This window comes from Stratiformator vulcanicus (assembly GCF_007744515.1).
Taxonomy (GTDB): domain Bacteria; phylum Planctomycetota; class Planctomycetia; order Planctomycetales; family Planctomycetaceae; genus Stratiformator; species Stratiformator vulcanicus.
Genome location: NZ_CP036268.1, coordinates 147,832 through 159,984 on the forward strand (window position 1 = coordinate 147,832; position 12,153 = coordinate 159,984).

General features: G+C 53.6%; 11 protein-coding genes. All 11 read right to left on the reverse strand.

Annotated features, from left to right (window positions below):
- Positions 1 to 12: 12 nt before the first annotated feature.
- The 11 genes from Pan189_RS00585 to Pan189_RS00635 all read right to left on the reverse strand — a co-directional run bounded on the left by Pan189_RS00585 (position 13) and on the right by Pan189_RS00635 (position 12,075).
- On the reverse strand, positions 13 to 987 hold the full coding sequence (locus tag Pan189_RS00585) for a glycosyltransferase family 2 protein (RefSeq protein ID WP_145362034.1): 975 nt from the start codon (positions 985 to 987) through the stop codon (positions 13 to 15).
- A gap of 68 nt (positions 988 to 1,055) precedes the next feature.
- Positions 1,056 to 2,126, reverse strand: a complete 1,071-nt coding sequence (locus Pan189_RS00590) for a glycosyltransferase (RefSeq protein ID WP_145362035.1) — start codon at positions 2,124 to 2,126, stop codon at positions 1,056 to 1,058.
- A gap of 101 nt (positions 2,127 to 2,227) precedes the next feature.
- The gene (locus tag Pan189_RS00595; protein ID WP_145362036.1) at positions 2,228 to 2,947 is read right to left on the reverse strand and encodes a class I SAM-dependent methyltransferase; all 720 of its coding nucleotides are present in this window, start codon (positions 2,945 to 2,947) and stop codon (positions 2,228 to 2,230) included.
- The gene (locus tag Pan189_RS00600; protein ID WP_145362037.1) at positions 2,928 to 3,926 is read right to left on the reverse strand and encodes a glycosyltransferase family 2 protein; all 999 of its coding nucleotides are present in this window, start codon (positions 3,924 to 3,926) and stop codon (positions 2,928 to 2,930) included. Before Pan189_RS00600 ends, Pan189_RS00595 begins: the two co-directional genes overlap by 20 nt.
- On the reverse strand, positions 3,927 to 4,904 hold the full coding sequence (locus Pan189_RS00605; RefSeq protein ID WP_145362038.1) for a glycosyltransferase family 2 protein: 978 nt from the start codon (positions 4,902 to 4,904) through the stop codon (positions 3,927 to 3,929).
- Positions 4,901 to 5,644 (reverse strand): class I SAM-dependent methyltransferase, encoded by a 744-nt coding sequence (locus Pan189_RS00610; RefSeq protein WP_145362039.1) that lies wholly within the window; start codon positions 5,642 to 5,644, stop codon positions 4,901 to 4,903. Before Pan189_RS00610 ends, Pan189_RS00605 begins: the two co-directional genes overlap by 4 nt.
- Positions 5,641 to 6,771: a glycosyltransferase family 4 protein gene (locus Pan189_RS00615; protein WP_145362040.1), complete on the reverse strand. Its 1,131-nt coding sequence runs from the start codon at positions 6,769 to 6,771 to the stop codon at positions 5,641 to 5,643. Before Pan189_RS00615 ends, Pan189_RS00610 begins: the two co-directional genes overlap by 4 nt.
- Complete coding sequence (locus tag Pan189_RS00620; protein WP_145362041.1) at positions 6,764 to 7,486, reverse strand: class I SAM-dependent methyltransferase; 723 nt, start codon at positions 7,484 to 7,486, stop codon at positions 6,764 to 6,766. The genes Pan189_RS00615 and Pan189_RS00620 overlap by 8 nt, the downstream gene beginning before the upstream one ends.
- A 44-nt stretch (positions 7,487 to 7,530) precedes the next feature.
- A complete protein-coding gene (locus tag Pan189_RS00625; protein ID WP_145362042.1) occupies positions 7,531 to 9,837 on the reverse strand; it encodes a sulfotransferase family 2 domain-containing protein in 2,307 nt (768 codons plus the stop codon).
- On the reverse strand, positions 9,838 to 11,091 hold the full coding sequence (locus tag Pan189_RS00630; protein ID WP_145362043.1) for an ABC transporter ATP-binding protein: 1,254 nt from the start codon (positions 11,089 to 11,091) through the stop codon (positions 9,838 to 9,840).
- A gap of 18 nt (positions 11,092 to 11,109) precedes the next feature.
- Positions 11,110 to 12,075, reverse strand: coding sequence for an ABC transporter permease (locus tag Pan189_RS00635; RefSeq protein WP_145362044.1), 966 nt, complete (start codon positions 12,073 to 12,075; stop codon positions 11,110 to 11,112).
- Positions 12,076 to 12,153: the final 78 nt, after the last annotated feature.

Here is a 12,153-nt window from a genome sequence, read left to right on the forward strand (position 1 = left end):
CAGGGGAACAGGTTAACTTCCCACGATAAGTGATCGCATCCTGCGGTACGTTTCGGGAGCTTGCTGTATTAAACTTTGGGCGAACCCTATCACCAATTTCCAACTTTTTCGTGTGCCTGGCACTGCCAACGGATATTTCCGTCCTCCTATCCCTGCGATAAAGTCGTCCGCTCTGACAACCACGTCATCATGTCCTGATGCGAATGCCGATAATCTGTGAAGGTTGGCAAGGCGGCTAAGCTTGCTTCGTAATTGCTGAAGGTCGTTTTCGGAGAACAGGTGGCTGCTCGACTTGGCGAATTGGTAGCGGACTTCCAACGAGGCAATGTCGTGGTGTGGATTTTTCGTTTGCTGGCTCGACGAAACTCTGTATCCCGCTAGAGCTCGCGGAACACGAACAAACGTGCCAAATGCAATTAACTCAGACCAGAACAGCATGTCTTCGCTAATCCGAGTAAACTCGGGGAAACCGATGCGGACACCGAGTTCGCGTGGGAACATCGAAGCCGACGGAAGATTAGCCGCGTATAAAAGGACCGATAAGGAGGGGTTTGCTGACCCGTCGGGTGGTTCTCTCTTCGACGGAGGCCAGATTTTATGGCCCTGAAAACGAAAGTGATCCGTGTAGACACACGCGGGTTCAACACCCTTTTCACGAGCCCATTGCAGCGCGATCACCTGCTCCTCAAGTTTTTCTGGTTTCCAAATATCGTCTGCGTCAAGTAGAGCGATCCAATCGCCGGTTGCTTCTGCCATGCCGCGATTTCGCGCTACGGATTCGCCAGAATTTTCCTGCCTATAGACCTTAACGGGTGAACCGAAAGACGCGGCAACATCCCCCGACCCGTCAGTGGACCCGTCGTCGATCACGATTACTTCGTGAGCCGGACGAGTTTGCGTCAGCACCGACTCGATTGCCGGACGCAGGTAGGGCCCTGCGTTAAAACAGGGAATGATGACAGAAACACGGACTGCACTTTCGGACATTTCCGAATCATCTTAAAATGAAGTACAGGTTGGAAGTTACGTAAAGAAGTTAGAATGAAACGCCAACGTCAATGATGCGGACTTCCGATATTTTTTAGCAAGTCGCTCAGCTTTCTACCAATTAATTCCGCAGAGTAGTTGTCTTCAATATGCTTTCGGCCCGCCACCCCCATAATGTGTGCGCTCTGTGGATCGGCGAGCAAGTCGTTAATTTTGTTCGACATCGATTCGATATCGCCTTCATCCACCAGATAGCCGGTGACGCCATCTTGAATTGCCTCCTTTAGACCTTCGTGCCGTGTCGAGACGATCGGTAAGCCTGACGCGGCAGCCTCCAGTGCGGCGACCGGCGTCCCTTCGCGATCTCCACTTGGAGCCACGACAGAATGCTGTACAAATACCCGGGCGGCCCGCATCTCCTCGGCGACCACATCATGCCTTTGCGCACCGAGGAATACGAGATGATCTGATATACCGAGTTCTTTCCCCAACGCCCGGCACTCCGCCAAGAGCGGCCCGTCGCCGATCATCCGCAGAGTCGCATCCGGATGCGATCTCAGCGACTTTGAAAATGCGCGAATCGTCCGGCCGGGGGACTTTTTCGGTGTGAATCGCCCGACCGCGATAAGGCGCTTCTGAGCGCAAGGTTCTGATCGCGGCTGAAAACGTTCAAAGTCGACCGAATAGGGGATCATATGGGTTCGCTCCGGCGGTGACCCGAGGTCCTCAAGACGCGATCGCATGTCGTTCGAAACAGCGATGATACCAGCCGCCTCCTCGAACAGCCGTCGGTACTTCCGACCGTAGCGTTCAAGAATATCGTTGCGTGCGGAGTCGTACCCGTGAAAGTATGCGACCACGCGCCTTGCCCACTCCGGCCCGGCTGTAGCCACCAATTCGGCTCCCATGATACCGTATTCCGCCAGAATCACGTCGGGCTGATACCGCTCAAGCACGCGACGGACCGGAAATCTGCGTGCCCAATCCCACGTCGGCTCCAAGCCGATAGAACGGATCCGCTTGGATGTCCTCAGATAGGGCATCGCCAACACGCATTCCGGTCGCAGCAGCTTTATATGCTGCTTTATGAAAGTTGACGCATTCGCTTCCCGCGAATGAGCGACAATTGCGATCCGCATTGAATAACGCTTTCTGACGCTTTGACTAAACGTGTTCTCGCGAGGAGAATCGACGCATAATCCCTACACAACTTTTCTTCAAAATCACGTTCCTAAACATCTCATCGATCACTACTAGCATCGCTGGCGGTACTAGGTAGCGATGCTAGGACGACATATACGGAAGCGTCACGAGCTACGACACGTTGTGGTGTAATCCGGTCAAAGGCCTCGATTATTAATTGACTGAAAAAGAAGACAATCGGCTTAAAAATATGGGGAACCCGCGGCGCAATCGCATCTTGAAATAGCTGAAGACCAGTAGCGGCAGGCCCCATAATCGCTCGAGATTCTAGAACTTGGAATCCAGATCGTTCAAGTGTCAACGGAAGTCCCAAACTCGTCCAACGCCAAAAGTCTTCCGGATGACCGTGAAACCGCCAGATCCCATGAGTCGAAAGGAGCAGCCGACCCTCCGGTCTCAGCAAGCGACGACACTCCGAAAGATAGAGCGTCGGATCGCGAACGTGTTCCAATACCTGATTCGACAACACAATATCCGCACAATCATCATCCAGCGGCACAGTAAAATCTTCATTCAAATGTATATCCGCCGACCAATTATTCGCCAGGTCCACGCCGATATAGGCTTTGACAACGTCCTCAACAAGCGGACGATACGGCATACTCCCGCAACCCAAGTCGATAACGGCCTTGTCGCTCAGATCGAGTGAGTTCAGCAATGCCGTCGTCTGCTCTTTCAGACAGCGCAAGTGCCAATAAACCCGACTCGTGCGACGCGGGTTGAGTCGATCGTGTTGCTTATTTCGTTCTGTAGCCAATTCTTTTCATCCTTGCAGTCTCCCGCAAAGCCTCGCTCTTAAAAGTTGCGGACTGCAGTAACATGTCAGACAATGCAATCCCCAAAAACTTTCGAATGCTAGACGCCTTATAAGAAAGTTCCGAAATCATTTTATATCTTACCACATCGTTTCGTCCGAGTAGGAACGATTCAACCAATGAGACTTGTTCGACCAACTTTTGATCCGCGTCGACTTTCCTCGCACGCTGCCGTAAGCGCGCAAAAACCAACGCGAACGCCGAATGAAGTCTTCTGTCGGAGCGAATCGCACTCTCTAGAAATTGCCGGTGTTTCGTGATCACATCGATCCGCGTGCGAACCATTCGCTCGCTGTTAGTACTCATTGAGTTCGGATGTGTGCGATAAAGAACTCGGACGCGGCGGAAAGGCCGAACTCGTACGCCCGCTATAGCAGCCCTGACGAATATATCCCAGTCCTCACATGAATCGAGTTTCTCATCGAAGAATCCGACTTTATTGATAGCCGACCGCGTCCAAAGGACTCCGTGCGGAACCCAACCGAATACCGTCGAGTTTAGCAAACAGCTGGAACGATTGGGCAATTGCCAGCGATGTCCAAGCTCACCAGGATTTGTAAACGTACGAAAACCACACTGGACACATCCAACTTTGTCGGCAAATGAGCCGATCATATCTGCGTAGGCACTGGAGAAGACGCAATCGTCCGCGTCGAGAAAATGGACAAAGTCGCCAGTCGCAACCGCCAACCCGGCATTGCGCGCCGAAGAGAGTCCCCCGTTTTCCTTCTCGACATATTTAATTCGGTCGCCGTATGAACGGGCGACCTCGTCGGTGTTGTCATCGGAGCCGTCATTTACCACGACGATCTCCACCGCCTTATAAGTCTGCCGCAATACCGAGTCCACCGCCTCAGGCAACAGGTGCGCCTGGCGATAGCAGGGGATGATGACGGAGACGATGGGGTGAGTGGCGTTCATTTATTGACTACAGACACTTACACTTTCGAAAACTTTGCGGGCGATTGCTCGTCGCATGCGCCCGCTGACCCGACGAATGCTTGGAGGAACAAACGTAAGACAAAGAATTGCCGTCGCTCGGAAAGGAGACCGGAATTTTAGGATCGATGTAGCAAGGTTTTTCCACGCTACTCCGCGGTAACCGTTCTGAATAGCGAGTTTAGCGCAGGTGATATAATTGTTCGGTTTTCGTTTGGCCCGTTCCGACAGTTTTCGTCTCACATCCTCCGGCAACGTCCGATCCATTCGGTTGTAGGCACGCTCTACGCTTCGAAGCGCGCACTGCGCCTGACGACGCCGTCGTTCCATACCAACCGCGCTGCCGTGATATCGATATTGCAGTAGCCGGTCAGGCATATTTGCAAACCTCGTCCGGTCGGCCAAGCGAAGCCAGAGGTCAAAGTCTTGAGCGAATTCGAGCGATTCATCGTATGCATCGACGAGGTTCAATATCGATCGCCTCATCATGACCGACGGGTGGATCAACGTCGTGCTGCCGTCGAGCAGCCCCTCGACGATTGCCTTGTGATTGAGCGGCATCTCGAATTCGCCACACTCGTTTCCCCAAGCATCAATCACAACCGCACAGGTGCCGACAACACCAATTTCGTTGTGTTGCGCGAGGTATTCCTTCTGTTGTTGCAGCCGTTTATGCACCGCCACATCGTCTGAATCCATTCTTGCGATTAATGAACCTCGGGCGTGTTGTAGTCCGAAATTTAAAGCCACAGTCAATCCCCGCCCTTTGTTGCGCACAGGGCGGATGCGTTGATCCTCAGATGCGTTTCGGAGAAATTCCCAAGTACCGTCTGTCGACCCATCATCGACGATGATCGCCTCCCAATTATGGAAAGACTGCCCGATGAGGCTCGCCACAGCCTCTCGCACGTAGGGAAGCCCGTTGCGCACCGGGAGAATGATGCTAATTTCAGGACTCATGATGGACGTAGTTCGGACCAGATTTCACCCCACCGAACCTCGAGATGTTGTATTTCCAGTCCAGCAGCCGATGTCTCTTCGGCGAATGTCTCTAATGTAAATTCGGTCTCGTGAGTCGGATCAAGCCGATAGTCAACGCCCAGTTCGTCTTTAAGCGGAACTCTCCAATCCCTCTCGTAAACGGGAACACGGATCAAAAAACGACTCGAACCGGTCGTTTGAATCGCTTTCCTGAGAAAATCGCTTCGGTGCGGCAAGTGTTCGAGCACGTTCGATAGCACCACAACATCGTAGCGTCCCGCCGGGAGGCTGGTGAGTGCATCTCCACATTGAAAATTGACGCGTGGATGGCCAAAGCGGGTAAGCGCTTGGTCGATATTTGACCGGCTGAGGTCGATTCCCGTCACATCCGCTCCACTCTTCTCCGCGATACTGAAGGCGAGCGCTCCGACACCGCAGCCGATATCCAAAACGAGTTCATTTCTCTGAATGCGGGATGAAAAAAAGTCATGATACTTCATGTGGCGATGCTTGGTGTGCAAGCCGTTTCCATACCTGACTGCTGCAGGACCATGCAATTGATAGAGCCGATAGTCCAAGTCCATCAGGAATTTTGCCGCCTCGCGAGGCGAAGTGCGCGCCGCAGCGACTTCCGCAATTCGAACCAGGAGCGGTGACAAAAATCGTGGCGGGAGGAGCCACAGCGGCGCCGTCAGCCAGGTCGCTAATGCCTTCTTCATCGGCGAGTTTCTTCCAGATGCTCCGCGGAAAGCTCCAGCAAAACGTTCTCCTCCTGCTCAACGATTCTTGTAAGGCTGAGGTCGTTTACAATCGCCCGCCGCGCCGCGCCGCCGAGCTGTGATCGCAGACTGCCATCGTTGAGCAACCGGGTCACAGCGTCCGCAATCTCGGTTGGCTCAGTCCCGCACAGTAAACCGGTTTCGCCCGGCCGAATGACCTCTCGAATCCCTGGCACCCGTGTACCCACGACAGCACAGCCGCACGCCATCGCCTCCAGAAGCGTCTTCGGGTGCCCCTCGTAGTGCGACGGCAGCACAAAAATTCGGCCAAGACGCAACTGCGATGGCAATAATGTGTGCGGAAGCCGTCCGGCAAATTCAACGTCGCACCCCAATGTCCGGGCCTGTAACTCACAAGCCTCACGTAAATTTCCGTCGCCAATGATCCTGACGCCAAAGCCACCGATGTCCGCCGCCTGGATCAAGCTTTCCACATTCTTTTGCTCGGATAGACGCCCGACGTACACGACGTCCCTGTCCGGCTCGACCGAGTTGTCCGGTGAGAACAGTTCCGTGTCGACGAAATTAGGTATGATCGTCACCCGCGAGGCCAAACGCGGCCAGCGGGACGAAACCTGATGCCCGGCCGCGGCGGTCGACACAACAATACGGTGCGCTGCAGAAAACACCCGCTGCTCGTACCTCAGCGCCTTCTCACCTGCGGCATCCCCCCGCAGGTGGCGCGAAAATTCGGACCAGCGGTAGCCCGATCGAGCGACAAAAGGTCGGCCAAATCGCGCCCCAGCAGCAGCAGCCCGGTCTGCCCCCAAAGTCTGATTCGACTTGAACACCGAACATCGCGCCAAGGCCTTCGAATGTAACCGAATGAGGAGCCGGCGGTAGAGAGCGCGCGGCATCCCGCTCGAATTGCAAACGACGTCGATCCCGTCGAGTTGACGGCCTATCTCCAAGTCCGCCCGGCCGCCGTACGTTACGAACGTCACTTTCCACCCACGGTCTACCAACCGCTCATAGAGCGATACTTCCCGCGCAAGCATCCCCCCCTGCTCCCACGCTTCGAGGGAGACGTCGCGGGTAAAGAACAGGCCGACGTGCTTCTCAGGCATGACTCGTGACACCACTGCCAACAACTTCGACTGAAGTTCGCCCTTTAATCTTTTCGAGGACTGCCCATGTCGGTCCACCCATTAACGAATCGAGGTCGACCGACTCATGAAATAATTTTCGGTAAAGCCCTCTACGGAGACGATTGCGGACACCCCTGGCGATATTTACGCCTTCACCCTCCCGGTCAAGTTGAAGAACCTCAAGCCCGTTTCGCACGGCCCTCGCCTCGATAAATGCTCTCGCTTCCTGTGCGGAAAAAAACCATTTATGCCGATCCTCGGGTGGCTCGGGCGGAAGACCGTAGAATTTAAGGGGGAAGTCGGGCCGATAAGGGCCAAAGCGAAGCATTCGAAACATATCGCCCCAAGGGTTCGGCAGCGAGATGATTACGTGGCTTCGCGTGACGCGACACAGTTCGTCGAAGACTTCATGCGGATTGTCAAGGTGCTCGAGCACGTCGAGGCACAGCACACAATCGAACGAACCGTCACCGAATGGGATCGCCTCGCGTTCCAAATTCACCTGATGATCCGGCGAACCGCCCAGCCCGATCCCGACATATTCGGCTTCGCTATCTATGTGCTGGCGCAGGTGCTGCTCATCTGCTCCAACGTCCAGAATTCGTCGTGAGTGCAGGATCGGCTTGTACTTCTCCCATACATAACGGGCTTTTGAGACGCGATCGGTGTAACCATTTCTTGTTTTAAACAACATCACACGGAGCCAATATTGCTATTTCTATAAAATGATACGACGCCTTAGCCGGGAAACGAATACCCGAAATACTCAGCATCCAATCGATATTTGGCGAACACCTTCTCTTCCAGTCGATCAGTATAGTAGTGCCTCAGCTCTCGGTGTCTTTGCGATTGGTTAAGCTTGGGAAGCTTTTTCGGCAGAATGAGGCGGTCTGCAATTACTTGCCAATCTTCCTGTAACGACTCGAATCGGGCAATGAAATCGACCAACGGCGTCTTGTCTTCTCGAAAGAGATGCTGATGCTGTGGCAGCCAATGCTTATTTCGAGCGTGACCATTTTCGTCCCAGGCTCCCTCAAGCACAAATTCCTCAAAAGTTCTTCCGAATTCTCCTGGCATTCCCCGACTATACTCGAACGCTGAAACCATCCGGTCCCACGGACACCGAACGACTGAGAAACGAAAGAAATCTATCCATTCTGCTGCGTCAAGCGGTGAAGGTAGATTTGGTGCCGTGATTGCATCACTAGCATATCGATCAATAATGCCGCGATGTATTGAGTATCCAGCGGTCTTCGGCACGTGGACAAATATCGCACGTCTTGACGGTACAAGAACTAGCGAAAGCTTCAGAAACTCATCAAATGATTTATGGTCATCTCTCCACCGATCAGGGCGAAAGTGTTGATGCTCCCACGAACCTTTTCCATCTATCACTGTCGGAAAGGCATAAAGCCTATTGTCGCATTGTGTAGTGTGACCTTTATGGGGCTTTTCTTTGGGTTTCGGCCAAATTTGCGTCGCCTGATTGATCAGGCGACGAATCGCCGACTTCGGACCCTGATTCCTTGGAAACTCTAATTCTCGTTCGCGAAAGAAAACACCAAGGGTAGGACCATAGGCGGCAATATATTGCATTCCCTTGCGAAACGGCCGCCATGAATGCTCGGTCACAGTTTCAGCGCAGCTTGGACGGCAGTCGTTGTCGAGGTGAGCGAAGCTTTTAAGGAAGTCGGGGTCGTCTGAAAAAAAACAACGTTTCCATGTCGCAGATGCAATCGAACGCTGCCGCGTTCCTTGGCGCATGTCATGAATGAATCCAACTTTGACTTCCTCAAATTCCTCCATGAGAGTTTTGAGCAAAGTAAGAGCTTCCAAGCCTTTTGGCCCATCTATCAGAACGGAGCAGGCCTTTCCGGGCCGCAGAGCGATCTGTTCCCTAAGTACGCGATGCGCGTCTCCGTAAAGCAGTTTAAGATTCTTGTGTGCGGCAAGACGTTCTTCTGCCTGGCGGGCGATGTCGTCATGCAGAAGTTCAACGCTTACTACTGGCACAGGCTCGCTGGAAAAAAATTTGGCTAAGACATCAGTGCTTTGCCCGAGAAACCTTCCAGACTCGAGTACATAATCAACTTCTAATGACTTACTTACACTGCATGCCAAGCACATTTCACTATGTAGAATGCCGCGTTCGGCGAAAGTGAAATTCAATCGACGAAATCGGTGAATGTTGGTCTCCGAAGCACTCAGGCAGACTGTCGTCGCTAGAAGTGTGGTGGCGTGATCGCTCGTCTCTTGCCACAATCGATACAGTTCTGTGCACTCTCTCTTCGGTCTGTTTGTGCTAAACGGAGCGTTATCCAAAAGGATCGGGTGCCAACCACCTTTAAGGTGAACTACAGCAGTGCCTTTTCGTATGGGCACACAATTCGTTTCGTTCAAAATTGAACATGGCAAGCCCGCGAAAGTCAGATTCTGCCCGCGAACCGATAACTCAGAAGATTGATTCCAATTTGTGTGTCCCAGCAACTGTGCCAGGGCAAACTGATCTGCTGCGCCGTATGAATCGTCTGCCTCTTGAATTAAGTCTTCGTCTGAGCATATGTGCTCAACACGGCGTAAAAGGTCGGCAAACACTCGCGCCGCAACCTCTCCGTCACGCGTGAGCATCACACCTGTATTCAGCGGGAATTTCTCGGCCTTCCACGTGTAAACGACGTCCGCATCCGCTGGCAAGTGTTTTTCAATTCGATCGAGAATGATGGTATCGCAGTCGATAAATACGTGAGGACGACTTTGATTTGATTCAGCCGCGTGGGCCCAAGCAGCTAACTTCATCGGAATCCGGATTCGAGGGTTCGTTCCGGCATTTAGTCGATATTGTTCAAAAACCACGCTTGGGAAAGTTTTTGCCAACGTCGCAATTGACGCCGGCAAAACTTCATCGAAGAGAACGATTGCGTCGAATTGACCGTATACATGGCTTAGGGAGGCAAGCAATGTCTCAAGAAACGGCAAGTACCTGTTGCCGTAGATGGTAGTAACAAACCGAGGAGTCTTCATTTTACTGTCTGAATGGTAGATCATCTATTTACCGATCACGTGCCAATTCTGCGAGATGAGCACCGGGCCATGTTTGGTTCGATCGGGCAAGAGACCCGAGGGGAAAAAGGCGTCGGCTTCGACAGTGAAGGAAAAGGCATCAAGCATCACGTCGGATTGAATTCCATTGACCACGAGATATAGCGAGGCAATGTAATTTCCGGGTGTAAAATTCAGAGATTGAGCATCGCAGCATACCGTGCATGGCGGTGTAAGCTCCAAGAAATTTTCGCAGGCGATCTTCGTGTCGAGGACAGCCACAGGCGATCCGCTTTGGTCAGAGACCTGGATGGTCACTCGGACGTTTCGCTTTGGCATCTGGTCATTTGAAACTAGGTCGAGTTCGAAACGAGCAGGGCGGCTGCAGGAAAGAGATGCGCGGTCGCCTTGCTGTGATGAACTGATCCTAACGTTTGCAAATTTGAAGTTCGAAAATCGAAAACGTTTAGCGTCCACTAAGCTCATTGAGAGTTCTTCATGTCGTCCCGAACTCGCATACTGGTTCACTACTTGCGAAGTTGGGCCAAGCGTGACGACTTGTCCTGCAGCAATAAGGATGGCAGAAGCACATAGGCGGGTTACAGCCCCCATGTTGTGACTGACAAAGAATACCGTTCGCCCGCTTTCGGCCACCTCCCCCATTTTGCCGAGGCAGCGTTTTTGGAACTCGGCGTCGCCGACCGCGAGGACTTCGTCGATAATTAAAATTTCGGGTTCCAGGTGGGCGGCGACGGCGAAGCCGAGGCGGACGCTCATGCCGCTGCTGTAGCGTTTTACAGGGGTGTCGAGGAATTCTTCGATGCCGGCGAAGTCGACGATTTCGTCGAACTTGCGTTTAATCTCGGCGCGGGTCATGCCGAGGACGGTGCCGCTTAAGTAGATGTTCTCGCGGCCGGTCAGTTCGGGATGAAAGCCGGTGCCGACTTCGAGCAGGCTGCCGACGCGTCCTTTGAGGTGGACGCGGCCCTCGGTCGGGTCGGTGATGCGGCTGAGAATTTTTAAGAGGGTGCTCTTGCCGGCGCCGTTGCGGCCGATGACACCCACGACCTCGCCCGGCTTGACTTCAAAGCTGACGTCTTTGAGGGCCCAAAAATCATGTCTTTTGCTCGCTCCGCGGAAAATATTTTGGGCACCCTCGACGAGATCTTCGCGAAGGGAGCGATAGCTCTTTTTCTCCTGCGTATCGGCGATGCGATACCGCTTGGAGAGGCCTTCGACTTTGATCGCGTAGTCGGTCATTGTGAAGCGAAATCGATTTCAAATGAGATCGGCGAAAGAACTTTCGAACCGCCGGAAAATGATCGCCGATACGGGCACAATGACAGCAATAGTTGCGCAGCCGATGCCGAACGATTGCCACGGTAGCGGGCTTCCAGTCAGCGTCGCGCGGAAGAAGTCGACGAATCCGTTCATGGGATTGAGTGTCGTCGCCCAGTAACGCAGCCCGCTGGTTGATTTTAATGGTTGGGGACGCTCGGCGGGAGTGGCGATTTCGGTTGATGCCTCTGTCGGGGCTGTTATCGCCGGCAGGTAAATGGCGGGGGTCGCGAAGAGCCCCGCCTGAATGAGAAATGGGATCGCGTACCGCACATCACGGTATACAACGTTCAAAGCCGCCAGAAGGCAACCGATCGACATCGCCAACAGGGCGGCCGCCAGAATCGGCAGGGGGCTGAGCAAAATCGTCACCGAGGGCACGATGCCGTAAGCGATCAGGAGTCCGACCATCAGAAGGCTGCCGACGGCGAAATCGACCACGGCGGGAGCTGCCGCGGCGAATGGGATTAACAGTCGGGGGAAATAGACTTTTGTAATGAGTCTTTCAGCGCCGACAACGCTTTCGGAGGCGCTCGACAGCGCAGTGGAGAACATGGTCCACAATAACATTCCGCAGTAGACGAATGCCGGATAACCGGTCGTGGCTGAATCGGCCCCAATCGCGGGGGCGACGAAAACCGTGAAGACGATCATCAGTAGTGCCGGCCGCAACATCGCCCAGGCAATGCCCAGAAACGTTTGCTTATAGCGAACCGAAACGTCTCGCCAGGCAAGCAGCAGAAACAGGTCGCGGTATCGCCAAAGTTCCGCGACGTCGATCAACTGCCACGCCCGCCGCGGCGCGATCACGGTTTCGACTACGTTGGCGTCAGCCTCCTTGCCGGAAACATCAGCCGCGACGGGAGCTTCCGTCGGCGGTTCGGCAAATTGAGTGGAATCGGTCATACGGAAACAGTGCGGACGCGGTTCGAAGGCCAAGCTTCGGATTTCCGCGATCTCCAAATCTAATCAAACGGCGATTCT